This is a genomic window from Streptomyces sp. B93 (assembly GCF_018070565.1).
Lineage (GTDB): Bacteria > Actinomycetota > Actinomycetes > Streptomycetales > Streptomycetaceae > Streptomyces.
The window spans coordinates 252,930-277,835 of sequence record NZ_JAGPXL010000002.1; the positions used below are offsets into that span (position 1 = coordinate 252,930).

Annotated in this window: 15 protein-coding genes; 2 read left to right on the forward strand and 13 right to left on the reverse strand. The window is 71.1% G+C overall.

Going from position 1 to position 24,906, the window contains the following annotated elements; translation table 11 throughout:
• Positions 1-69 precede the first annotated feature (69 nt).
• The 10 genes from KBY47_RS03490 to KBY47_RS03535 form a co-directional block, all read right to left on the reverse strand.
• Entirely contained in the window at positions 70-2,190 is a 2,121-nt protein-coding gene (locus KBY47_RS03490; protein ID WP_308405022.1) for a CDP-glycerol glycerophosphotransferase family protein, read from the reverse strand.
• Between the two features lie 228 nt (positions 2,191-2,418).
• On the reverse strand, positions 2,419-3,714 hold the full coding sequence (locus KBY47_RS03495) for a glycosyltransferase family 2 protein (protein WP_210919365.1): 1,296 nt from the start codon (positions 3,712-3,714) through the stop codon (positions 2,419-2,421).
• A gap of 204 nt (positions 3,715-3,918) precedes the next feature.
• Entirely contained in the window at positions 3,919-6,063 is a 2,145-nt protein-coding gene (locus KBY47_RS03500) for a hypothetical protein (protein WP_210919366.1), read from the reverse strand.
• 172 nt (positions 6,064-6,235) lie between these two features.
• Positions 6,236-7,732, reverse strand: coding sequence for a bifunctional cytidylyltransferase/SDR family oxidoreductase (locus KBY47_RS03505; RefSeq protein WP_210919367.1), 1,497 nt, complete (start codon positions 7,730-7,732; stop codon positions 6,236-6,238).
• A 212-nt stretch (positions 7,733-7,944) separates the two neighbouring features.
• Complete coding sequence (locus KBY47_RS03510) at positions 7,945-9,231, reverse strand: hypothetical protein (RefSeq protein WP_210919368.1); 1,287 nt, start codon at positions 9,229-9,231, stop codon at positions 7,945-7,947.
• A gap of 121 nt (positions 9,232-9,352) precedes the next feature.
• Positions 9,353-10,789 (reverse strand): GTPase ObgE, encoded by a 1,437-nt coding sequence (gene obgE / locus KBY47_RS03515; protein WP_210919369.1) that lies wholly within the window; start codon positions 10,787-10,789, stop codon positions 9,353-9,355.
• A 127-nt stretch (positions 10,790-10,916) separates the two neighbouring features.
• Positions 10,917-11,171 carry a 50S ribosomal protein L27 gene (gene rpmA / locus KBY47_RS03520; RefSeq protein WP_073938528.1) on the reverse strand — a complete coding sequence of 85 codons (255 nt, stop codon included), beginning with the start codon at positions 11,169-11,171 and terminating at the stop codon, positions 10,917-10,919.
• A gap of 14 nt (positions 11,172-11,185) precedes the next feature.
• Positions 11,186-11,506: a 50S ribosomal protein L21 gene (gene rplU, locus KBY47_RS03525; RefSeq protein ID WP_004931419.1), complete on the reverse strand. Its 321-nt coding sequence runs from the start codon at positions 11,504-11,506 to the stop codon at positions 11,186-11,188.
• Between the two features lie 268 nt (positions 11,507-11,774).
• Positions 11,775-15,986: an Rne/Rng family ribonuclease gene (locus KBY47_RS03530; RefSeq protein ID WP_210919370.1), complete on the reverse strand. Its 4,212-nt coding sequence runs from the start codon at positions 15,984-15,986 to the stop codon at positions 11,775-11,777.
• 263 nt (positions 15,987-16,249) lie between these two features.
• Entirely contained in the window at positions 16,250-17,059 is an 810-nt protein-coding gene (locus KBY47_RS03535) for a TIGR03936 family radical SAM-associated protein (RefSeq protein WP_210919371.1), read from the reverse strand.
• 216 nt (positions 17,060-17,275) lie between these two features.
• On the opposite strand from KBY47_RS03535, the gene KBY47_RS03540 reads away from it, so the two are divergent.
• Positions 17,276-17,608 (forward strand): hypothetical protein, encoded by a 333-nt coding sequence (locus KBY47_RS03540; protein WP_210919372.1) that lies wholly within the window; start codon positions 17,276-17,278, stop codon positions 17,606-17,608.
• Positions 17,605-20,610 carry a tetratricopeptide repeat protein gene (locus tag KBY47_RS03545; protein WP_210919373.1) on the forward strand — a complete coding sequence of 1,002 codons (3,006 nt, stop codon included), beginning with the start codon at positions 17,605-17,607 and terminating at the stop codon, positions 20,608-20,610. Before KBY47_RS03540 ends, KBY47_RS03545 begins: the two co-directional genes overlap by 4 nt.
• Here KBY47_RS03545 and KBY47_RS03550 read toward each other — a convergent pair.
• From KBY47_RS03550 to KBY47_RS03560, 3 genes are all read right to left on the reverse strand, one after another.
• Positions 20,604-21,014, reverse strand: a complete 411-nt coding sequence (locus KBY47_RS03550) for a hypothetical protein (protein WP_210919374.1) — start codon at positions 21,012-21,014, stop codon at positions 20,604-20,606. The two genes, KBY47_RS03545 and KBY47_RS03550, sit on opposite strands and share 7 nt — an antisense overlap.
• Positions 21,015-21,268: 254 nt before the next feature.
• Positions 21,269-23,233 (reverse strand): TIGR03960 family B12-binding radical SAM protein, encoded by a 1,965-nt coding sequence (locus KBY47_RS03555; protein ID WP_210919375.1) that lies wholly within the window; start codon positions 23,231-23,233, stop codon positions 21,269-21,271.
• A gap of 69 nt (positions 23,234-23,302) precedes the next feature.
• A complete protein-coding gene (locus KBY47_RS03560) occupies positions 23,303-24,823 on the reverse strand; it encodes a CYTH and CHAD domain-containing protein (protein ID WP_210919376.1) in 1,521 nt (506 codons plus the stop codon).
• Positions 24,824-24,906 lie beyond the last annotated feature (83 nt).

A 24,906-nucleotide genomic window follows, 5' to 3' on the forward strand; every position in this document is an offset into this window, starting at 1 on the left:
GGTCGCTGAAGCCCGAAGGCCGGGCACCGCAGGTGCGGTGCCCGGCCTTCGGCGTGGGGACGGTGGGTGTCAGCCCGCGGGGTCGACCAGGCCCACCAGGTCCGCCGGGTCGGTCTGCTCGCCCGAGTCGGAGCCGTCCGACTGCTGGTAGGCCGAAGCCTCCACCGAGTCGGGCATGTTGAAGGAGTCCGTGCGCTGCGAGGGGATCACCACCGGACGGTGTCCCTCGCCCTGGCCCTCGGCCAGCTCCGCCCGGCCCTTCTCGGCCAGCGCGAGAGCGGCCGCGTTGAACCGCGCCATGGAGGTCGGCCGGTCCGGGCCCAGCACGTACTCCTTGAGGGCACGACGGCTCTGCTCCATCGGGTCGTGGCGCGGCTCGCGCACCGACCGCAGGATCTCCGGAAGCCGCGCACAGGCGCTGTCCAGCAGGTAGGCGCCGCCCGCGGTGGTGTACGCCGCCCGGAAGTCCTCGTCGGGGAGGTCATGGGCGTTGGTCAGCACGTACGGCTTGAGGCTGGCGACGAAGTCGGCGACCACGGAGGAGACATCGCTGATGAGGATGTCGGCCTGGTTGAAGCACTCGTAGAGCGTCGGCAGCCGCTTGAGGATGACATGGTGCCGGGCGGCGGCGTGGCTCTCCCAGAAGACGCGGTGCCACTCGTCGTTGAGGTCCTGCCACTCGGTGCTGCCGTCACGGTCGGGGACCCGGGCCAGACGGGTCTGCTCGGCGTCGTCGCCGTCGGACTGCCCGGCGAGTTCGTCGAGCCGGTCCTCGATCTGCTGGAGCCGTGTCCGGGCGGCGGCGATGGCGGACTCCGCCCGTGCGCCGCCGTGCCGCGCGTTGTCCGCCTGGAGCATCTCCTTGATGGCCTCGTCCGCGGCGGCGGCCTCCCGCGAGCGCTTGCCGGTGAGCGGGTGCGGCTTGTAGATGACCCGCACGTTCTCCTTGAGGAGCTTCTCGACCAGGGTCACGCCCATCGGGATCAGCGAGGTGTGGCAGTCGTCGTCGCTCCAGCCCTCCCAGGTGGGGGCGTACAGGACGACGGGCTCGGGGCCCGGGGTGTGGTCGGCGTGCAGCTTGATGGGGGCCAGCTGCGGGCGGCCCACCTCGACGATGGCGCTGTCGCTGATGGCGTGCCGCACACGCTGGTAGCGGTCGCGGCCCGCGCGGCCGGCCACCCAGATCTCGTCGTACACCTTGCTGACACGGTTGCTGCTGGCGAGCTTGTCGCTGTCGCCGTGGCCGATGAAGACGTGCTTGGCCTCGGCGACGCGCAGCATGTGCACGTTCTTGCCCGCGTTGCCCGGGTAGAGCACGACCCGGACCTCCGGCAGCTCCAGCTTGGCCACGTCGTCCGCCTTCGGCACACAGACGACGGGTATCCAGGTCCGGCTCAGGAAGCGGAACGACGCGCGCTCACGCAGGATGATCAGCGGACGCATGTCCAGCTGCTCCAGCGTCTCGATCCACATGTTGACCTGGTACATGAAGTCCCGGGACACCGCGGCGAAGCTGAAGTAGAGCGCCACCTCGGGACGGTAACCGACGAGCTGCTGGTTGAGCGCGTCGATCATCTCGTCCTCGCCGGGGGTGCGGCGCGCCCTGCGGAACTGCCACAGCAGCGCCAGCAGCGCGGCCACGGCCAGCCCGGTCATCACGGCGAAGCCCGCGTAGGCGGGGTACACGTCGTCGAGGACCAGCGCGACCAGCAGACCCACCTGCGCCGGCACGTCGAGGTGCAGCAGCTTGCGCAGGAAGCGCCGGTAGAGGTAGGCGGGCGGCTGCTTGGGGATGCCCGCGCCGCTCATGTCGAGGTTGCGCACCATCACCGGCAGCGTCCTGCGCGCGCGGATGGCGCGGTGCACCGCCGAGTACAGCATCACGATCGCGAAGTGGACGCTGAACGCGGCCAGCCCGACGACCAGGACGGTGGCCGACGCGCCCATCCGTTGGGCGAGGGCGAGCAGCATGACCATACGGGCGGCGAACCGCATGGTGCGGGTGAGTTGCAGCGTCGCCAGTCTGCGGATGAACCCGGGAGCACGGGAGTGCAGCATCTCGTCCGTGACATAGCTCACGGCGACCGCGGCGACGAAGCCCCACAGCGAGGGCAGCAGCGCGAACACGGGCAATGCCGCGAAGCTGGCTCCGAACAGGAACACCAGCAGAAGGTCGGCCTTCCCACGCACGCGCAGGACAGTGCACAACCAGCGGATCATCATGGGCAAGGATTCCTCTTCAAGGTATGCATGCGGCAGCGCGGGTGCCGCGGTACTCCTGTTCGACATGCGAAGGAGGCCAATGGTTGTACACCACCGCGACAGATTAAATTTACCTGGGGTTGGCAGCCTCGCCGCCAGCGCCCGCCGCATCGCTTGCCCATTCGTGACATGGAACACCGCCCCGCGGCCGTCCGGTCAGGAGGACCGCCCCCCGACCGTCTGCGGACGACGGCTCCTGCCCCATTTCCTGGCCTTGCGGACGGCCCGGCGCAGCAGCGACGGCTTCCTCTTGGCCGAGGGCTTGACCGAGGGCTTGGCCGCAGCCGCAGGCGCCGCCTTCGCCTTGGCATCCGCCTCCCCACTCCCCTCCCGGTACCCCGGCACCCCCCGCGCCTCAGGCGGCTCCGCGAGGTAGACGGCATCGGGCACGCGCGCCCTGCGTTTGCGGAAGTGCGGGTAGGCGAAGTACACGCGCGTGCCCCCCTTCTCCAGGCGGACCGGCGGCTCCTTCTCCGCCGCGACGAACTCCACGACGTCCAGCAGCAGGTCGGGCCGCCGCGCGGCGACCAGGTGCAGCCGCAGCCTCTCGTGCACCTTGAGACGGCGGGCGAGGCCCTCGGTCCAGTAGGCGTCCATCAGCGGCCCGGCGAGTTCGAGCTTGTGCCGCCGGACCTCCTCGCCGTCCTCCAGGTAGCGGGGCCCGAACTGCGGCAGCAGGGTCACCCGGAAGGGCCGGACCATCAGCTTCTCGCGCTTCTCGCCCTCGGGCACGAGGCCGGCGATGAGGCGCATCAGGGCGCGGGCGGAGTCGAAGCGGTGGGTGTAGTCACCGCCCTGTGTCACGTGCTTGCCGTCGGTACGGCCCACCAGGTAGTAGCAGGTGTAGTCGGCGACGACGGAGACGCCGTCCGCCCGCAGGTACGCCTCCATCGTGAACAGCGCGTCCTCGCCGGTGTACAGGGACTCGTCGAAGCGGATGCCGTGCCGTTCCAGCAGGGAGCGGCGGAACAGCTTCTGCGCGCTGAGCGTGAACTTGATGTTGGAGGAGAAGACGTCGGCGCGCTTCACCGTCCGGCGCCACATCGACTTGGGCGCGTTGCGGTTGACGCCCTCGACCCGGCCGAGCACGACGTCGGTGCCCGCCTCGTCGGCCATGGCGACCAGCCGCTCCAGGGCTTCGGCGCCCAGGCGGTCGTCGGCGTCGAGGAAGAAGACGTAGCGTCCGGTGGCCATGCCGAGGCCGATGTTGCGCGGGCCGCTGGGGCCGCCGGAGTTCTCCTGCCGGATCACCTTCACCGGCATGGCGGCCCGGGCGGCGAACTCCTCCAGGCACTCCCCGGTGCCGTCCGTCGACCCGTCGTCGACGGCGATGACCTCGACACGCTCCGGACCGATCGTCTGCGCCTCGACGGAGGCCAGGCAGTCGACGAGGTACGGCATGGCTTCGTACGCCCCGATGATCACGGTCACATCAGGCTGCGTCTCGCTCACGTACTCCCCTTAGTCAGCGGGACTTCCTTCCCGCATCACCCGCTCGTCACCTACAAGACGGGCGGGTAGGGCGCCCCGTTGTGCTTCAACCCCAACGGTGACGGATATCACAGGAGCCACCGCTGTCGCACATGTTTGAGCCCCCGGGGAGTGTTGCCCCGGGGGCCCGAAAAAGGCACGGAACGTGCGAAGTCGCCTGGTTGGTCAGCCCGCCGCCACCCCGTCCGCGGACTCCGCGGCGTCGGCCTCCGGCACCACCGCGGCCTCCTCCCGCACACCCATGGCCTCCCCCGGCGCCCCCGCGGCCTCCTCCGGCACCTCCGCGACCTCGGCCCGCGGCCCCTGCCCCAGATTGCGGATCTCGGCCTTGCGGGCGAGCGCGGCGACCGCCGCGTTGAACTGCTCGATCGAGGTCGGCTCGTCCGGGCCGAGCAGATACCGCTTCAGCTCCTTGCGGTCCTCCGCCAGCGGATCGGCGTCCGGGTCGCGCACCGCGGCCAGCAACTCGTCGAGTCCGGCGGCCTTGTTGGTGAGGATCACCGCCGCGCGTACGGCGGTGTTCTGCCGCTTGAACTCCTCGGCGCCCAGCTCCGCGGAGTCCGTCACCGCGTACGGCTTGCCGCTGGCGATGAAGTCGGAGACCACGCTGGAGATGTCGGAGACCATCGCGTCGGAGACGTTGAAGCAGTCGTACAGCTGCGGCTCGGGACCCGTGACGACCCGGTGCTCCCAGGTCGGGAAGGAACGCCAGTAGGCGTCGTTCCACTCGGCGCGCAGCCGGGCGATCTCCGCCAACTGGGCCGCGTCGACCATGCCGTCGCGGGTCGCCTCCGCCTCGTCGCCCTTCTCGCCGCCGCCGGACAGCTCGGCGAGCCGGGCCTCGATCCGGGCCAGCTCCTCCTGGGCGGCGGACTGGGCGGCGGACTGAGCGTCGGCGCTGTAGCGGGGATCGGCGGCGCGCTCGGCGGCGGCCTTCTCCACCAGCGCCGTGATCCGCCGGTGGGCGGCCTTGGCGGCGCCGCTGCGGGTGCCGGTGAAGGGGTGCGGCTTGTACAGCACCCGGACCGGCGGGTCGGCCTCGACCAGGCCGCGGACGATGTTCTCGCCGGCGCGCATCAGGGAGGTGTTGCCGGGGTTGTCGTCCCAGCCCTCCCAGGTGGGCGCGTACAGGACCGTCGGCATCCGGTCCCCGGGGACGGCCTGCCGCCCCTGGATGGGCGCCAGTTGGGGGCGTCCGACCTCGACGATGTCCTCGTCGCGGATGCCGACGTCGGCGATGGCGTACCGGTCGCGGCCCGCGCGTCCGGCGGTCCACACCTCGTCGTACACCTTGCTGTACGGGTTGATGCTGGCCACCTTGTCGCTGTCGCCGTGGCCGATGAAGACGTGCTTCATGGTCGGTACGCGCAGCAGGTGGATGTTCTTGCCGACGTTCGCGGCGTACAGCGCGACCCGCACCGTGGACAGGTCCATGTTCATCAGGTGCACGCCGCCGGGGACGCAGACGACCGGGACCGTGGTGGGGGCGAGCTTCTCCAGGATGCCGCGCTCCCGCAGGACGACCAGGGCCCGGGTCTCCAGCTGGGCCATGGTCTCCAGCCACATGTTGACCTGGTACGCCGAGTCCTTGGAGCCGGAGAAGTACAGCACCGTCTGCGGCCGGTACTCACGCAGCCAGTCGTCGACCGCGGCGAGAATCCTGTTCGCGTGCGGCGGGATCTTCTCGCCCCGGACGTACGGCACCAGCGCGGCGATGTACGCGCAGCCCAGCAGCAGGGTGAGACCGATGCCGACGAACCCGGCGACCGGGGAGTCCAGTTGGGCGGAGAGGAGTATCCCGGCCAGGGCCACGACGTCGAAGTGGAGCATCTTCTCCGCGGACCGGTGGAGCAGGTACTGCGGCGGGGCGTCCGGGATGTGGAGCCGGGAGGCCAGGTCGACGTTGCGGGTGGCGATCGGCATCCGGCGGCGGTTGCGGATGAGGGTGACCAGCGCGCCGTGCGGTGCCTGGAGTGCGTAGAAGGCGATGAAGCAGGCGATGGCACCGTAGTAGATCAGGTCGTCCGCGAGGGCGAGCCGGGCCAGCAGGAGGATCAGCAGCAGCTGGCGGATCAGGAAGCGGATGGACAGACCGGCGCGCACCCTGCTCAGGCAGCTGATCAGATAGCTGCCCTTGCGGTGCAGATAGTGGTCCCCGACGTATGTCGCGGCGGCCGCGACCGCGAAGACGGGGACGCTCGGGATGAGCGCGGCCAGCATGAGGCAGCAGAAGCCCAACATCATGAGGACCGCTGCGGCCAGCTCGGCCGCGCTGCCCACCCGGGCGACGCGAATAGCGGTGGATATCACGGAGAACCTGCTCTTGGAGGGGGGTGCCGGTTTTTGTGACGGTGTCCAGCTCGGTAGGTGAGAAATATGAGAAATGTGGGGGATTACGGATTCAGGCCCCTGCGGGCACTCACCGTCGCATGACGATGAAGATCCACAGAGGCCTGAAGGCAAAGCGCTAATGCGCTGATTATTACACGTCGTCCTGGCGGTCGAGCACCAAAGCCAGAGCCTGCTCGAAACCGGAGGCCTTGCTGGCGCTGGCCGTCGGGTCCTGCTGGCGGACGTCGATCACATGTCCGGTCAGCTCGGAGAGCAGTACGTCGAGCGAGGTGCGGGCCACGGCCTCGGAGGACAGCAGGCTGCCCGCGGGTTCCTGGCCGAACGCCTTGGTGCGCATCGGGGTGGCGGTGCGCTCGGGGTTGACGCAGTTGACGCGGATGGAGTCCGCGGCCCACTCGTCGGCGAGCGCCTGGGTGAGGTTCACCATGGCGGCCTTGGTGGAGGAGTACAGGCTGTACTCGGCGCGGCCGCGGGTGTAGCTGCTGGAGGTGTACAGCAGCAGCTGGCCCTTGGTCTCCGCCAGGTACTTGTACGCCGAACGGGCGATCTGCACCGGGGCCAGGTAGTTGACCTTCAGGGCTTCCTCGATGGTGGCGTTGTCCGTCTCGGCGAGCTTGCCGATGCGCAGCACGCCCGCGGTGTTGACGACGTAGTCGATGCGCCCGGTCTCGGCGTACGCCTTGGACAGCGCGTCGTCGACCTCCTCGGGGTTCTCGACGTGGGTGCCGGTGGTGGAGCGGCCCAGGGCGTAGACCTTCGCGCCGTAGGACTCGGCGAGTTCGGCGATGTCCTTGCCGATGCCGTAGGACCCGCCGAAGACGACGACGGTCTTGTCGCCCAGCAGCTGCCGGTAGGTCTCGTCGACGTTCTGCTCGGGCACGGCGGTCGAGGCGAGCTGGAACAGCTTGTCGGCGATGAACACGTCGACGGGCTGGGTGACCTTCATGTTGTACTCGTCACCCGCGACGACGTGGATCGGTACGTCCGGCAGGTACTTGAGTACGACGGAGCAGTCGTCCGTGGCCTGGAAGTTGGGGTCGCCGGCGGCGACCTCGTAGGCCCGCTTGATGGTGGACAGCTTGAAGGCCTGCGGCGTCTGGCCGCGGCGCAGCCGGGAGCGGTCCGGGATCTCGGTGATGAACTCGCCGTCCTCGCCGTGGGTGCGGGTCACGATGATCGTGTCCGCGGAGGGGATGGCGACGTCGACGGCCTGGTAGCGCTCCAGCGCGGTCACGCAGTCGGCGATGACGCGCTGCGACAGCAGCGGCCGTACGGCGTCGTGGAAGAGGACGTTGACGTCCTCGCCCTCGGCCAGGCCCTCGCCCAGCGCGGCGATGGCGCGCTCGGTGGTCTCGTTCCTCGTGGCGCCGCCCTCGATGACCTTCCTGACCTTCGTGAAGCCCGCCTTGGCGACGATCTTCTCGACGTCCGGCACATAGCCCGGGGCCATCAGCACGATGATGTCGTCGATGGAGTCGGCGTTCTCGAAGATGGTCAGTGTGTGCTCGATGACTGCCTTGCCGGCGATCTTCAGCAGCTGCTTGGGAATCGACAGACCCACGCGCTGGCCGGTGCCACCGGCCAGGATCACTGCGGTGGTACGGGGCTTGGCTATGTGCTGGGACACAGGTGACCTACCTTGGGGCGTCAGGGAACCCGGAAATGGTCCCACTCTTGGTTACCGCGATGCAAGGTGAGTGACCTCCACCGCATATGTGCACGCAACCTGTCATTCACCTTGCACCCTTGGTGATTGACGGGACCCTCCGCGAACACCGCCGCGATCGCTGTGAGTGACCCCACAACAGGTGGGTGCGGCGGAGGGTGACGGCCGCGCGCTCAGCGCCGTCCCAGCCGCTTGAGGCAGCGGTACCCGAGCACCCGTATCAGTTCCTTGGACGAGGTCTGGTGAACACCGCGCGGCCGGGGGGCCTCGGTCCTGGGCACCGGCTTCGGCGGCTTGGGCGGGGGCGTCGCGGCCACCGCGGCGAGCGCCCCGTACAACGCCTGCGCCGCCGCCTGCGGGGAGAGCCGTGCCGCACTCGCGGGCTCACGCCCGTCGCTCCCCTTCGGTACGGCGGCCAGCAGCGCGGTGTCTCCCACGACCCGGACGCCCGCCGCCGCGATCCGCTCGGCCATCTCGCCGCCGAGTCGTGCGGCGGCCTCGACGGCCCAGTCGGGTGTGGAGATCCTGACGTCGTCGGGCGTCAGGGCGCACACATTCTTCATGTGCATGATGGCTCCATGCCGGATGAGCCGCGAATACAGTTCCTCGGGGAGTTCATGCGCACGGAATTCCACATTCAGATGCCGGAGCATTTCGGTCTCGGCAAGGCTGAGGGAACGATTCGCCGCGTCAGGAACCGGCTGGAGAAGACGCTCCGGAAGTCCCAGCAGCTTCTCGAAAGTCCGCAGCAGACCGTCCCGGTCACGGTCGTCCACCACCACGACCGTCAGCCGCTCCGCACCCACCGCCCGCACCCACCGCTCCACGAGCCGGTCATGCCGGTGCCGGTGCCAGAAGCTCGGATTGGGCTTGTCGTACGGCGGCTTGCGCAGCATGTGCTCCAGCCAGTCCTCGTAGCCCATCCGCAGGCCGTTCTGCACGTACTGCTGCCACTGCGAGGGCATGATCTTCGCCAGCGGACGCAGGGTGACCAGCACGTGGACCCGCTCCGGGCCGCCGAGTTCCGTGACGATCCGGGCGATCGTCTCGTCGTCGTCGGCGTCCGCGAAGAACTCGCTGCTGACCACCGCCGTACGGTCGCCGGTCGCCCGCACCCGCTCCAGCAGCCGTGTCCACTGCTCCGCCCGGGGCTTGGCGTCGCCCATCATCCCCGGTCTGGCGCAGGCGGCCAGCACCGCTCCCATGGGGTGGCGGCTGTCGGCCGGGAACTCGACGCCGTGCTTGGGCAGCCGCTCCTTGGCGGCGAACAGCGCGCCCTGTATGGCAGTCGTGCCCGTTTTATGGGGGCCGATGTGCAGCAGCCGGGTCCCCGGAGGCAGTGCGGCCACGGGGGCCGAGCGCGGGGCGGACGCGCGGTCCGGCTGGGCGGGCACGGCGGGCAACGGGGCGCCCGCCGTACCGTTCACTCGGATGTCATCTTGCGTACAGTCCGTCTCCATGGGCACCGCATCGTAGGAGACATCTCTGAGTCCTGTCTGAGAAGCCCCGCAGACCCGCACGAAACCCGGCGCCGGACTCCCCTTGAACCGGGTCGGACCGGCGCCCGGCACCCGAACGGAATCAGAACGGCTCGAAGTCGTCGAACTCGCGCTGCACGTCGTCCCGCTCCGCCTGCCGGTCCCGCCGCCGCTGTGCCGCGGGCCGCTGCGCGTCGAGCCGGTGGTCCTCACCACGGCGGCCCAGCATCTCCGCCCCGGCCATCACGGACGGCTCCCAGTCGAAGACGACCGCGTTGTCCTCGGGTCCGATGGCGACACCGTCGCCGGACCGCGCCCCCGCCTTCACCAACTCCTCCTCGACACCGAGGCGGTTGAGCCGGTCCGCGAGATACCCCACGGCCTCGTCGTTGTTGAAGTCGGTCTGCCGCACCCAGCGCTCGGGCTTCTCGCCCCGCACCCGGAACAGCCCGTCGTCCTCGCGTACGACGCTGAAGCCCGCGTCGTCCACGGCCTTGGGCCGGATGACGATCCGCGTCGCCTCCTCCTTGGGCCGCGCCGCCCGCGCCGCACCGACCAACTCGGCCAGCGCGTACGACAGTTCCCGCAGCCCCGTGTGCGCCACCGCCGACACCTCGAAGACCCGGTAGCCCCGCGCCTCCAGATCGGGGCGGACCATCTCGGCGAGGTCCTTGCCGTCCGGCACGTCGATCTTGTTCAGCACGACGACCCGCGGCCGGTCGCCCAGACCGCCGTACTGCCGCAGCTCCTCCTCGATGACATCGAGGTCGGATGCGGGGTCACGGTCGGACTCCAGCGTCGCGGTGTCCAGTACGTGCACCAGGACGCTGCACCGCTCCACATGGCGCAGGAACTCAAGGCCCAGCCCCTTGCCCTGGCTCGCCCCGGGGATCAGTCCGGGCACGTCCGCGATGGTGTAGACGGTCGAGCCCGCGGTCACGACGCCCAGGTTCGGCACCAGCGTGGTGAACGGGTAGTCGGCGATCTTCGGCTTGGCCGCGCTCAGCACCGAGATCAGCGAGGACTTGCCCGCACTCGGGTAGCCGACCAGCGCCACGTCGGCGACGGTCTTCAGCTCCAGTACGACGTCGCGGAGGTCACCCGGCTCACCGAGCAGCGCGAACCCGGGCGCCTTGCGGCGGGCGGAGGCCAGCGCCGCGTTGCCGAGCCCGCCCCGGCCGCCCTGCGCGGCCACGTACGAGGTGCCGTGCCCGATCAGGTCGGCCAGCACGTTGCCCGCCTTGTCCAGCACGACGGTGCCGTCCGGCACCGGCAGGACCAGGTCCTGGCCGTCCTTGCCGGAGCGGTTGCCGCCCTCGCCGGGCTTGCCGTTGGTGGCCTTGCGGTGCGGGGAGTGGTGGTAGTCGAGCAGCGTCGTCACCGACTGGTCGACGGTGAGGATGACGTCACCGCCCCGGCCGCCGTTGCCGCCGTCCGGGCCGCCCAGCGGCTTGAACTTCTCACGGTGGACGGAGGCACAGCCGTGGCCTCCGTTACCCGCGGCGACATGCAGCTCGACGCGGTCCACGAAGGTGGTCATGGGATGTGCCTCCAGTTACGTACGCGAATGTCTTGGCGTGGATGCCTTGGGTGTAACACGCGAAAGGCGGACCCGCTTCCCCGGAGGGAAGTGAGGTCCGCCTCGCGAAAGCTTCCGATCAGGCCACTCAGGCGACCGGAACGATGTTCACGACCTTGCGGCCACGGCTGGTGCCGAACTGCACCGCACCGGCCTGAAGCGCGAACAGCGTGTCGTCGCCGCCGCGGCCGACACCGGCGCCCGGGTGGAAGTGGGTGCCGCGCTGGCGGACCAGGATCTCGCCCGCGTTGACGACCTGACCGCCGAAGCGCTTCACGCCGAGGCGCTGAGCGTTGGAGTCACGACCGTTGCGGGTGGACGATGCGCCCTTCTTGTGTGCCATCTCTCCTCAGTCCCTTACTTCGCAGCCGCGGGGATCTCAGTGACCTTGATCGCCGTGTACTGCTGGCGGTGGCCCTGACGACGGCGGTAGCCCGTCTTGTTCTTGTAGCGCAGAATGTCGATCTTCTGGCCCTTGTGGTGGTCCACGACCTCGGCCTGGACCTTGATGCCGGCCAGCACCCACGGGTCGCTGGTCACGGCGTCGCCGTCGACAACGAGCAGGGTCGAGAGCTCGACCGTGTCGCCAACCTTGGCGGTGGAAATCTTGTCAACCTCGACGATGTCACCGACAGCAACCTTGTGCTGGCGGCCACCGCTGCGCACGATGGCGTACACGCGGATCTCACTCTCTCGCTCGGAAACGGCACCCCCGCAGTCCAGCCACCCGACCGAAGCGGACAGCCTCTCCCGGCGCCGACTGCACGCCCGGGAGGAAGAGGTTTACGGGGATGTGGCGTGTCACTGTGGACGGACACGCCGACGGTCAAGGTTACGGGGCCACGACCGAAGGGGTCAAACCGGCCCGGGCCTGACGGGTGTGCGGCCGGTCACGCCGCCCGCACACCCGCAGGTACCGGAACCCGTCGGCCCCGGTCGGCCCTCGTCAGCCCTCGTCGGTGGAGGCCGAGACGGAGGACATGGTCTGCTCCGCCGCCGCGGTCTTCTTCGCCGCCGACTTGGTCGTCTTGGCGGCCGTCTTGGCGGTCTTCGCCGCCTTCTTGGCCGTCGTCTTCTTCGCCGCCGTCTTCTTGGCGGCGGTCTTCTTGGCCGTCGTCTTCTTCGTGGCGGCCTTCTTCGCGGTGGCCTTCTTGGCCGTCTTGCGGGCCGTCTTCTTGGCGGCGGCCTCGCCCTCGACGGACTCCGCGGGCTCGGCGGGCTCCGCCGCCGTCTCCGAGGGGACGACCACTACGGCCGCTTCCTCGGACGCGGTGGGCGCGGTCGCCTTGCGCACGGCACGGCGGCGCGGACGGGCCGGGGCCGCCGTGCTCTCGGCGGGCGCCTCAGCCGTCGTCCCGGCCGTCGCCGCGGGCTCCGGCTCCGCCTGCTCGGCGGGCGCGGACGGCGACGGCTCGGTCACCGTCACCACGGCCGCCTGAGCCGTCGCGGGCGAACCGGCCGGGGCGGACGCCCTGCGGGTCGCCCGACGGCGGGTACGGCCCTTGGGCGCGGCCTCCTCGGCGGCCTCGTCGACCGTACGGCCCTCGAAGACCGGGTCCTCCACGGCGACCGGCTCGGCCTTGACCTCGGCGGCCGCCTCGGGCGCCACCGGGCGCTCGATCTCCTCGGCGACGGTGACGTCCTGGGCGGTCGGCACCACCACGACGGCTTCCTCCGCCTCGGTGCCGCCCTTGGCCTCGGCCTTCGCCTCGCCCCGGGGCGCGCCCGCCGGAGCCGACGCCCGCCGGCTCGCCCGGCGCCGCGAACGCCCGCGGGAGACCGCGGCCTCCGCCTCGGCGACGCTGCTGTACAGCTCCTCGTCCGGCGCGAACTCGGGGGCGGGCAGCGCCACCGGCTCCGCGACCTCGGCGGCGACCTCGTCCTGGGACTCGGCCTCCGCCTCCTCCTCGACCGTCACCGCGGCGACCGCGGGCTCCTGCTCGGCCGCACCGGCCCGCGCCCGCTTCTTGCGCTTGCCGCCACCGCCGGTACCGGCGGCGTGGTCCAGGTGCACGATGACACCGCGGCCGTTGCAGTGGACACAGGTCTCCGAGAACGACTCCAGCAGCCCCTGGCCGACCCGCTTACGGGTCATCTGCACCAGACCCAGCGAGGTCACCTCGGCCACCTGGTGCTTCGTACGGTCCCGGCCCAGGCACTCCAGGAGGCGCCGCAGGACGAGGTCCCGGTTGGACTCCAGCACCATGTCGATGAAGTCGATGACGATGATGCCGCCGAGGTCCCGCAGCCGCAGCTGACGGACGATCTCCTCGGCCGCCTCCAGGTTGTTCCGGGTGACGGTCTCTTCCAGGTTGCCGCCCTGACCGGTGAACTTGCCGGTGTTGACGTCGATGACGACCATCGCCTCGGTCCGGTCGATCACCAGCGAACCGCCGCTGGGCAGCCAGACCTTGCGGTCCAGCGCCTTGGCGAGCTGCTCGTCGATCCGGTACGTGGCGAAGACGTCGACCTCGCTGGTCCAGCGGCTGAGCCGCTCGGCCAGGTCGGGCGCCACGTGCGAGACGTACCCGTGGATCGTGGACCAGGCGTCGTCGCCGCTGACGATGACCTTGGTGAAGTCCTCGTTGAAGATGTCGCGCACGACCCGGACCGTCATGTCCGGCTCGCCGTACAGCAGGCTCGGGGCGTTGCCGCTCTTCGCCTTCTTCTGGATGTCCTCCCACTGCGCCTGGAGCCGCTCGACGTCACGGCGCAGCTCGTCCTCGCTGGCGCCCTCGGCGGCGGTGCGCACGATGACACCCGCGTCCTCGGGGACGATCTTCTTGAGGATGGTCTTCAGCCGGGCCCGCTCGGTGTCGGGCAGCTTGCGGCTGATGCCGGTCATCGAGCCCTCGGGGACATACACGAGGTAGCGGCCCGGGAGGGAGACCTGGCTGGTCAGGCGGGCGCCCTTGTGACCGATCGGGTCCTTGGTGACCTGCACGAGCACGGACTGCCCGGACTTCAGCGCGGACTCGATCCGGCGCGGGCCGTTGGCCATGCCCAGCGCCTCGAAGTTCACCTCGCCGGCGTAGAGCACGGCGTTGCGGCCCTTGCCGATGTCGATGAACGCGGCCTCCATCGACGGCAGCACGTTCTGCACCTTGCCGAGGTAGACGTTGCCGACGTACGACGTCGACTGCTCCTTGTTGACGTAGTGCTCGACGAGCACGCCGTCCTCCAGGACGCCGATCTGCGTACGGTCGCCGTGCTGACGGACGACCATCACGCGCTCGACGGCCTCGCGGCGGGCCAGGAACTCCGCCTCGGTGATGATCGGAACGCGACGGCGCCCCTGCTCACGGCCCTCGCGGCGGCGCTGCTTCTTCGCCTCCAGACGCGTGGAGCCCTTGATGGACTGCACCTCGTCGGACGGCTCGGTCTGCTTGCGGGGCTCGCGGACCTTGACGACGGTGCGCTCGGGGTCGTCGGCGGACGGCTCGCTGTCGGAGGCACCGTCACCGGCGCGACGACGACGGCGACGGCGACGGCGGGTGCTGGAGGAGGAACCACCGGCGTCCTCGCTCGCGCGGCCCTCGGCGTCCGCGTCGGTCTCCTCGGCGTCCTCGGAGTCCTCCTCGACCTGCTCGGCGGTGTCCTCGGCGTCCTGCGCGGCCTGCTCGGCGGCCACCTCGCCCTCGGTGTCCCCGCCCTCACCGGACTCACCCCGGCGACGGCGACGGCCGCCACGGCGGCGACGGCGACGCGAACCGCTCTCCTCGGCCTCGTCGTAGTCGGCGGACTCCTCGGCCTGCGCCTCGGGCTCCTCCTCCGGCTCCTCCTCGGCGGCGGGCGCGGCGGTCTCGGCGACCTGCGGCTCGGCCTCGTCCGCGGCACCCCGGCGACGGCGACGGCGACGCGGCGCGGCCTGCTCCTCCGCGAACTCCTCGGTCTCGGTCCCGACCTCGGCCTCCGGCTGCTCCGCGGCCTCGGCGGCCGCTTCGGCCGCCGCCCGCTGGGGCGTCTGGAACTGGAACTGTGGCTCGGTGAAGACCGGCGGCTGGAACACGGCGACCGCGGGCCGCGCGGGCCGACGCGGGGACTCGGCCTTGGCCTCCGCCTCGTCCTCGGCGGACGCTGCGGACGGCGCGGTCCGTGCGGGCTGCTGGGCGGGCTCGGCGAAGCCGGTCGCGGCCTTGCGCGCGACCCGACGCCGACGGCGCGGCGCGGCGGCCTCGGCGTCCTGCTCGGGCTCGGCCTGCTGAACGGGCTCGGCCTGCTCAGCCTGCTCGTCGGTGCTACGAGGCTCGGTGGCGGGCTTCTCGCCCTCCGCGGCGGGCGTCTCGCTCTCCACGGCGGGCGTCTCGCTCTCCACGGCAGGCGTCTCGCTCTCGGCGGCGGTCACGCGGCGCGTGGCACGCCGACGCGTACGCCGGGGCGCGGCCTCGGGCTCGGCCTCCGCAGTCACCGGCGCCTCGGCCTTCTCCTGCTTCTCCGTCTTCTCGGCGTCCTCGGTGGCCACCGCGGCCACGGGGGCCTCGGCGGGCGCGGACACGCGCCGGGTGGCACGACGACGGGTCCGCGCCGGAGCGGGCGCGGCCTCGGGCTCGGTGTTGGTCTCGGGCTCGGCGTCGGTCGCGGCGTCCTCAGGAGCCGCGGGCGCCACGGTCTCGGCGGCCTCCGCCGCCACCGGCGCCCCAGCAGGCGCCGACGCACGACGCGTCGCACGCCGACGCGTACGCGCCGGGGCAGGCGCCGTCTCGGGCTCGGCGTCGGTAGCCGCGGCCGCCTCAGGCGCAACGGCCTCAGACGCCGCCTCCGCCACCGCGGGCACCACGGTCTCGGCAGCCTCCGCCGCCACCGGCGCCCCAGCAGGCGCCGACGCACGACGCGTCGCACGCCGACGCGTACGCGCCGGAGCGGGCGCCGCCTCGGCCTCGGCGTCGGACTTGGTGTCCGGCTGGGCGTCGGTCAGCGCGGCCTCGGCCGTGACCTCCGCCTTCTCGGTCTCTTCGGTGTCCTCGTCCGCCACGATCTCGGCGATCTCGGTGGCCTCCGCGACCGGTATGGCCGGGGCGACGGTCTCCACGGGAGCGTCGGACGCGGCGACGGGCGGACCCGCCGGGCGGGATGCGGCACGGCGCCGACGACGCGGCGGCAGGGTGTCGCTGGGGGTGTTCAGTTCGGAACCCTCGGTGGGTTCGATCGGCTCGAGCATGCGGGCGTTTCTCCCGTCAGGCTCCCGGGCGCCGCGCCTGGTCCGGCGATCTGCCGGTGACGTCCGCGGCTCGCGCGCTGCGCGGTTACCGCCGTCCGGGGCGCGGGCGCCGCACGGGAGCTTTCTGTGTCCTGTCTCGCCGGTTCCGTATGCCGTGTTGCGTACGGCCTGGCGAAAGTCTTGTGGTCGGTGCGCTGCCCGACCCAGGTGGCTCCCGGATACGAGGGCGGCGCTTCGACGTCCGTCCTTACGCGGGACCTTCCTTACACCGGCGCCTTCGCGGCGGCAGCGGGAGCGGCCGTTGGGAGGGCCACCGCTGCCTCGCGGTCGGGCGCGAGCGGGTCGGTCACCGTGCCGGTCTCTTCATCGAGCAGCCCCTGCGCCAGCCTGGTCACCGCTGCGGGGACCGGCGGCGCCAGGTCGGCCACGGCGCGGAGACCGGACAGGACGTCGTCGGGTCGTACGGCAGGCGTCACGTGCCGAACAACCAGCCGCAGTATCGCACAGGGCTGGTCGCTCGGCCTATCAGCCCGCGAACTGTGCGTTTTGGTGCTTTCCGGGGTTTTGGAGCCGTCGGAGGCCGGTGAGGTCACCAGACTGACGACGGCGGGGCGGGCGTCGAAGGTACGGACGCCGTTCTTGGTGAGGCGCTGGACCTCGACGGACCCGGCCGCGTTGAAGGCGTCCACCGCGCGGTGGGCGTCCTCGGCCGTGACGCCGTCCAGCCGCAGCTCCCACACGGAGGCCGTCAGCCGGTCGGCGAACCCCGAGGTCCGGGCCTCGACCGCCTCGATGATGTCGAGCCCGGTGGGCAGCGACTCGTCGAGGAGGACGCGCAGCTGTTCGGGATCGCGCGCCTCGGTGAGCGCGATCTCCAGGTACTCCGCCTCACTGCCCGTGCCGGTGGGTGCGGCATTGGCGTACGACACCTTCGGGTGCGGGGTGAACCCCGCCGAGTACGCCATGGGCACCTCGGCGCGGCGCAGCGCACGCTCGAAGGCGCGCTGGAAGTCGCGGTGGCTGGTGAACCGGAGGCGGCCGCGCTTGGTGTAGCGCAGTCGGATGCGCTGCACCGCGGGTGCGGGCGGCGGGCCTTCGGGCTGTCGCTTGCCCAGTGTCCTTGTCCTTCGTGAGAGCGGTCGTACTTCTCTCAAGGGTACGTGCCGCGACGCCGAGAGGTTCCCGGCGGTCCGGTGGGACCCGCACGCTTTCGCACAAGACCGATTCCCCAGCGCCCGTTTCCCACTACTCTGAGCGACCCTGGCAATGTCGGTGGGAACGGTGGGGGCATGCGTATCCGATTGCTGGCCGAGGGTGACGAACGGGCGCTGACGGACCTGAGGGCGTGGCTCGGCCGCGATCCCGGCACGGCCGGGGTGCCGGTCGAGACCGTCACCGGGGACGGCCCCACCATGAGCGTCCTGGAAGCGCTCGACATCGTCCTCGGCAACGCCACGAGCATCGCCAACTTCGCCGTCGCGTACGCCACCTGGCGCTCCACCAGGACCGGCGCCCCGACCCCGCCCGGCGCCCGCACCCTGGTGCACGGGGACACCACGGTCGACATCGGGCACCTGTCCCCCGAGGAGCTGGCGGACCTCCTGCGCCGCCTCGGCACATGACCGCGCACCCCAAGCTGGACCAGACCGGCTCCCGGGCGGTGCTCTTCGGCGTGCACGCCTACCAGCACCTGCCCGGCCTCGACGGCGTACGCCACAACGTCCCGGCGCTGCGGGACCTGCTCGTCGCGCCGGACGTGGGGGTCTTCGCCGGTGAGCACTGTGTCGCCGTACCGGCCAACGGCACCCCGCAGCTGCTGCTCGACGCCGTGCAGGACGCCGCCGACCACGCGCGGGACCTGCTGCTGGTGTACTACGCCGGGCACGGTCACTTCGGCCGGGACAGCCGGGGCCTGCTGCTGGGCACCGAGGCCTCGCGGCCCGACCGGCCGCACCATTCGGTGGCGTACGACGAGATCCGCGCGATCGTCGCGGCCTCCCGTGCCCGGCACCGGGTCGTGGTCGTGGACTGCTGCTTCAGCGGCGCCGCCCTCCACATGGACGGTCAGCGGGACGCGGCGCCCACGCCGAAGGCGCCGGTCTTCGACATCGAGGGCGCCTGTGTGCTGACGTCGGCCGCCGAGACCGAGCGGTCGCTGTGCCTGCCCGACGGCAGTGTCTTCACCCGCGAACTGGTCCACCTGCTGCGCGACGGCCTCACCGGGGAACTCTCCGACGGGCGGCGCGGCGAGCACCTGACGGTGCTGACCATGGCCGACGTGTACGAGGTGCTGCGGGAGCGGCTCACCGGCCGCACCGTCGAGGGCCACCCGGTGCCGCTGCCCCGGATGAGCACCCGCGACAGCGGCCACCGCATCCCCCTGGCCGCCAACCGCGCCCACACCCCGCTGACGCCGGCCGCCCCCACCGCCGCCGAGCCCGCCACCGCCCCGCTGTCCACCGCCTACGCCGCCACCCGCTACTTCACCGGCCGCACGAAGGAGCTGACGGAGCTGGAGCGGACGGCCGTGGAGCAGCCCGCGGCGGTGTGCGTCGTGCACGGGCGCGGCGGCCAGGGCAAGACCGAGCTGTTACGGGCGCTCGCGGCCCGCACCACGCACCTCTTCCCGGGCGGCTGCCTGGAGATCGACCTGCGCGGCTGGACCCCGGGCGAGCAGCCCCGCGACCCCTATATGGTCATCGCCGAGCAGCTGCACCACATGGGCCACGCCGCCGAGGACGTACCGAAGGACCTCACCGCACGCGCCGAAACCTGGCGGCTGTTCCTCAAGCAGAACCCGGTGCTGCTCCTGCTGGACAACGCCCGCGACGCCCGCCAGCTCGCCCCGCTGCTGCCCTCCGCGGGCTCCCCGAGCATGGTCATCATCTCCAGCCGCTCCGAACTGGCCGAGGTCAACGCCCACTGGCGCTTCGAACTGCCGCCGCTGACCGCGACCGACTGCGTCACCGTCTGGCACAAGATGGGCATCCCGCAGGACACCGGGCAGCTCGACGAGATCGCCGGCCTCATCAACGGCAGCCCCCTCGCGCTGGGCCCGATCGGCACCCGGCTGATGCACGGCGCCTCCCCCACCGCCGTACTCGCCTCCCTCACCGGCCCCAACCGGTACGCCACCTTCCCCACCATCGACACCGCCGAACGCGCCGCCTTCACCGCCGCCTACGCCACCCTCGACGCCGACCTGCGCAACCTCATCCACCACTGCGCCTGGCACCCGGGCCCCGACTTCGGCCCCGACTCGCTGGCGGCGATGGCCGACCGCCCCGAACACGAGGTGGAGGTCCGGCTCGCCGAGTTCGAGCAGCTGCTGATCCGCAAGAACGGCCGCTACAGCCTGCACGACCTCAGCCTCAGTTACGCCCGTGAGACCGCCGTCCACCACACCACCGAGGAGGAGGCCGACGCCGCCCGGCAACGCCTCTACGAGCATCTGCACAACGGTCTCAGGGATGCCCGCGACGTCCTGCGCACCACCCGGACCAGCGACGACACCGAGGTGCGCGAGGCACGTCACTGGCTCGACACGCACGCCCGGGAACTCCAGGCGGCGGCCCGCGCGGCCGACGCGGACTCCTGGCCGCAGAGCCCCGACTTCCTGATGGACCTCGGCCGCTCCCTCTACTTCGACGACCGCTACATCGAGTCCTGGGAACTCCTCCAGGCCGTCCTGCGCACCACCTCCCCGGACTCCTCCAGGCACGCGGAGGCCATCAAGGGCCTCGGCGACATCCACCGCGTCCAGGGCAACTACGACGAGTCGGCCGCCTCCTACCAAGAGGCCCTGGCCATCTACCAGTCCATCGACGACCGCCTCGGCCAGGCCAACGTCATCGACGACCTCGGTGACATCCACCGCGTCCAGGGCCGCTTCACGGAGGCCAGCGCCGCCCACCGGGAGGCACTGGAGATCTACCGCGACATCGGCGACCCGCTGGGCCAGGCCAACACCACCAAGGGCCTCGGCGACGTCCACTACGCGCAGGGCCAGTACGACGAGGCCGTCGCCGCCTACGAGGACGCGCTGACCATCTACCGCGGCAGCGGCGCCCTCCTCGGCCAGGCCAACACCACCAAGAACCTCGCCGACATCCACCGCTTCCAGGGCCGCTTCGACGAGGCCGCAGCCGCCTACGCCGAGGCCCTCGCCACCTTCGTCACCCTCGGCGACCGCCGCGGCCAGGCCGACGCCCACTCCGGCCTGGGCGACCTGCACGAGGCCCAGGACCGCCCCGAGGAAGCCGCCACCGCCTACGACAAGGCGCTGACCACCTACGAGGCGATCGGCGACCGCCGCGGCCAGGCCGACACCTACGTCAGCCTCGGCTACCTCCACCAGTCCCAACGCCGCTACGACGAGGCCACCGCCGCCTACGACAAGGCCCTCGCCGTCTACGAGACGGTCCGCTCCCTCATCGGCCAGGCCACCGCCCACGTCGGCCTCGCAGGCATCCACCAGGCCCAGAACCGCCTCGACCTCTCCGCCACCGGCTTCCGCACCGCCCAGGCCCTCTACACCGAGGCCAACCTCCCCTCGGGTGCGGCCCTCTGCCAACAGGCCCTCGACCTGCTGGCAGAGACAGAGAACCCCGAAACGACTCAGTAGCTGGCGGTGCGGTTGAAACTGGTGATGTTGAGCTTGACGCCCTCTACGGTCTTGAGGGTCGTGAAGGTCTCCCCCCGGGCGGTCTGTCCGGGTTGCACGTTGGTCTCCAGCTCCGAGCCGTTCGCCACCCGCGTACCGCTCGCGTCGACCGCCTCCCACTCCCAGGAGTAGTCGGACTCCTCACTGCTGCTGTTCTTGATCGTCCAAACGACCCAGATATCGGTGATCCCGGCTTGCGAGCGGTCATCCAGCCGGAAGCTGGTGAGATCGGCACGCTCGCCCTCGGCTTCCTGCGTCTGCCCCCGCGCCGTTTGGGAGGTGGGGGAACCCGTGGGCACGGGAGTGGTGCTTTCGTCGTCGCCCCCCATCGTGGCCACGAGCACCACGATGAGAATCACGATCACCACGGCCAGCGCGCCGAGACACCCCCAAAGACACCCACGGCTTCGCTGTTTCCTGCGCGGCGGCCCAGGGGGAGACGTCCACTGCCCGGAAGGGGGAGGCGCATCGCCCGCGCTCCCCCACCGGGGTCCGCCCGCAGGCGGCTCGTTCGCTGACATGCCTGCCTCCTCCGTAGCGGATACCGCCACGCTAGGAAGCCGGGCACCGCCCCGCGAACGGAGAGCAGCCACTCAGGCGACCGCCGCCCCTGCTCACCTCAGTGCGAATGCCCGCCCGACACCGACGCGGCGTTCTTGACCGTGAGAGGGAGCAGCTTCTTGCCCGTGGGGCCGATTTGAATGGCCGTGTCCATCTGCGGGCACACCCCGCAATCGAAGCACGGGGTCCAGCGGCAGTCCTCGACCTCCGTCTCGTCGAGGGCGTCCTGCCAGTCCTCCCAGAGCCAGTCCTTGTCGAGGCCGGAGTCGAGGTGGTCCCAGGGGAGGACCTCCTCGTAGGAGCGCTCGCGGGTGGTGTACCAGTCGACGTCGACGCCGTAGGGGGCGAGGGCCTTGTCGGCGCAGGCCATCCAGCGGTCGTAGGAGAAGTGCTCGCGCCAGCCGTCGAAGCGGCCGCCGTCGTCGTAGACGGCGCGGATGACGGCGCCGATGCGGCGGTCGCCGCGGGAGAGGAGGCCCTCGACGATGCCGGGCTTGCCGTCGTGGTAGCGGAAGCCGATGGAGCGGCCGTACCTCTTGTCGCCGCGGATCTTGTCGCGGAGCTTGGTCAGGCGGGCGTCGGTCTCCTCGGCGGAGAGCTGCGGGGCCCACTGGAAGGGGGTGTGCGGCTTGGGGACGAAGCCGCCGATGGAGACCGTGCAGCGGATGTCGTTGGAGCCCGAGACCTCGCGGCCCTTGGCGATGACCTTCGTCGCCATGTCGGCGATCTGGAGGACGTCGTCGTCGGTCTCCGTGGGCAGGCCGCACATGAAGTACAGCTTCACCTGGCGCCAGCCGTTGCCGTAGGCCGTCGCGACCGTCCGGATCAGGTCGTCCTCCGAGACCATCTTGTTGATGACCTTGCGGATGCGTTCCGAGCCGCCCTCGGGGGCGAAGGTGAGGCCGGAGCGGCGGCCGTTGCGGGTCAGCTCGTTGGCCAGGTCGATGTTGAAGGCGTCGACGCGGGTGGAGGGGAGGGACAGGCCGATCTTGTCCTCCTCGTAGCGGTCCGCCAGGCCCTTGGCGATGTCGCCGATCTCCGAGTGGTCCGCGGAGGAGAGGGAGAGGAGACCGACCTCTTCGAAGCCCGTGGCCTTCAGGCCCTTCTCGACCATGTCGCCGATGCCGGTGATGGAGCGTTCGCGGACCGGGCGGGTGATCATGCCCGCCTGGCAGAAGCGGCAGCCGCGGGTGCAGCCGCGGAAGATCTCCACCGACATGCGTTCGTGGACGGTCTCGGCCAGGGGGACCAGCGGCTGCTTGGGGTACGGCCATTCGTCCAGGTCCATCACCGTGTGCTTGGAGACCCGCCACGGCACGCCGGACTTGTTGGGGACCACGCGGGCGATACGGCCGTCGGGGAGGTACTCGACGTCGTAGAAACCGGGGACGTACACGCCGCCGGTCTTCGCCAGGCGGAAGAGGAGTTCCTCGCGGCCGCCGGGGCGGCCCTCCGCCTTCCAGGCGCGGATGATGTCGGTGATCTCCAGCACGGCCTGCTCGCCGTCGCCGATCACCGCGCAGTCGATGAAGTCCGCGATCGGCTCGGGGTTGAAGGCCGCGTGGCCGCCCGCCAGCACGATCGGGTCGTCGAGACCGCGGTCCTTGGACTCCAGCGGGATGCCTGACAGGTCGAGCGCCGTGAGCAGGTTGGTGTAGCCCAGCTCCGTGGAGAAGCTGACGCCCAGCACGTCGAAGGCCTTCACCGGGCGGTGCGAGTCGACCGTGAACTGGGGGACCCGGTGCTCGCGCATCAGGGCCTCCAGGTCCGGCCACACGCTGTAGGTGCGTTCGGCGAGGACGCCCGCGCGCTCGTTGAGGACCTCGTAGAGGATCATGACGCCCTGGTTGGGCAGCCCGACCTCGTAGGCGTCCGGGTACATGAGCGCCCAGCGCACGTCGCACTCGTCCCAGGGCTTGACGGTGGAGTTCAGTTCACCACCGACGTACTGGATCGGCTTCTGCACATGCGGGAGCAGAGCTTCAAGCTGCGGGAACACCGACTCAGCTGGCTCGACAGACATCGTGGGACTTTCGTGAGCTGACAGGGGTGACCATCAAGCCTAACGCGGCCCACGAGTGTCTCGGGACGGTCAGCCGTCCCGTTGCCGTCCGATCGCCGCCCACATCACCGGCAGGTCCGTCTCCGCCCGCGTCGCACGCTGCTCCTCCCTGCCGTAGAGCAGGCCGTAGGTGAAGGCGCTCTCGCCCGCCGCGTGGGCCTGGCGGGCCAGGTCGCGCAGGGCCTCGCGGGACATCACGCTGTCCTGGTGCTCGCCCAGCAGGCCCTGGAGCGACTTCATGGACTTGGTCAGGGCCGCGGCCGGCTCGCCCAGGGCGGGCGTCGCCGCCTCCGCCGCGTACCGGGTCCGCTTGGCCTTCTTGCGCGCCTCGTGCAGCGCCAGGTCGCGGTCCTGGCCGGCCGGGAGGTCCAGGGCCCGGTCGACCAGGGCGGCGAGGGCCTTGAAGTCCTTGTCCACGGTCCTCGCTATCGCCTTCTCCGGCGCCGCCCCGGCCGCCTTCAGCAGTGGTGGGTCGGCGAGCAGGGCGTCGAGGGTGTCGAGGAGGGTGAGATAGCGGCCGCCGTCCAGTACGGCGATCATGCGGCGGCGTGAGCCGGAGCGCCGGGCGTGGGACCAGGTGCGCAGCCGGGTGCGGACCGGGCCGGTGACCAGGGGGCGGGGGATCTCGCCGAGGAGGGTCGTGAGGCGTTCGGTCAGGACCTCCTGGTCGCGGCCCGCGCCCAGCTCGGCGGCCAGCCACTTCAGCTCCTCGCCGATGGGGTCGGTGACGGTGCGGTCCAGGACCTTGCCGTAGCTGCGGAAGGCGCTGCGCATCCGGCGGGTGGCGACCCGCATGGAGTGCACCGAGTCGTGGGCGTCCTGGCGTACGGCCGGGTCGAGGCGGACGATCGCGTCGCGCTGGGCGCGGAGGTAGGCGAGGACGTGATCGCCGGTGGTGACGGGGGCCGGGGGGCGTGCCTTCTTGCGTTCGCCGCGCTTGCGTCCGTCCTTGCCCGCTCCGGTCTCCTTCAGCGCCCGGGACAGCTTGGAGGAGGACTTCGAGGGCCGTACGCCCGCCTTGCGCAGACGTTTCTCCACCTTGTCGAGGAAGGCCGGGTCGCCGCCGTCGGCCAGTTCCACCTCGATCTCGGTCCACTGGGCGGCGCCCGCTCCCCCGCTGAGCCGCTCGGCGTGCACCGCGTCGACGCTGACCTCGGCGAGCAGCGTCCCGTCGGCGTCGACGAGGTGCCGGATGTCCCGGGCGGACCGCAGCCGGATGACGGGCAGCAGCCCGGCTTCGCGCACCCGGGAGCGGACGAGCCCGGCGAGGGTGCGGGGCAGGGTGTCGGAGAGCGGCGCCTGGATCTCGTCGCGCACTCCGGGTGCGACCGGGAACTTCAGGTGCCATCCCGCGTCGGTGCCGCCGGTGCGGCGGCGCAGGGTCATGGAGTTCGCGGCGAGGCGCTGGTCCGCGGTGTCGTAGTAGGTGGCGTCGAGGTCGGCGACGCCCTTGTCCAGGACGGCCGCGACCCCGGCGACTCCGGTCAGGTCGGGCAGCCCGCTCTCGTCGGATTCGTACTTGCGCTCGATCTCGCGTTTCGTCTCCGCCATGACCTGAATCTAGTGGCCGGGCGACCGTTACGGCAGGGTCAACTTCCGCTGAATCACCGACCAACGGCCGCTTGTCCGCGGCG

What these genes read in the sequence shown, in the direction of transcription:
- KBY47_RS03555 (WP_210919375.1), bottom strand. Translation starts at nt 23,233, where the DNA reads ATGTCTGTCGAGCCAGCTGAGTCGGTGTTCCCGCAGCTTGAAGCTCTG.
- KBY47_RS03540 (WP_210919372.1), top strand. Translation starts at nt 17,276, where the DNA reads ATGCGTATCCGATTGCTGGCCGAGGGTGACGAACGGGCGCTGACGGAC.
- KBY47_RS03545 (WP_210919373.1), top strand. Translation starts at nt 17,605, where the DNA reads ATGACCGCGCACCCCAAGCTGGACCAGACCGGCTCCCGGGCGGTGCTC.
- rpmA (WP_073938528.1), bottom strand. Translation starts at nt 11,171, where the DNA reads ATGGCACACAAGAAGGGCGCATCGTCCACCCGCAACGGTCGTGACTCC.
- obgE (WP_210919369.1), bottom strand. Translation starts at nt 10,789, where the DNA reads ATGACCACCTTCGTGGACCGCGTCGAGCTGCATGTCGCCGCGGGTAAC.
- KBY47_RS03510 (WP_210919368.1), bottom strand. Translation starts at nt 9,231, where the DNA reads ATGGAGACGGACTGTACGCAAGATGACATCCGAGTGAACGGTACGGCG.
- KBY47_RS03530 (WP_210919370.1), bottom strand. Translation starts at nt 15,986, where the DNA reads ATGCTCGAGCCGATCGAACCCACCGAGGGTTCCGAACTGAACACCCCC.
- KBY47_RS03560 (WP_210919376.1), bottom strand. Translation starts at nt 24,823, where the DNA reads ATGGCGGAGACGAAACGCGAGATCGAGCGCAAGTACGAATCCGACGAG.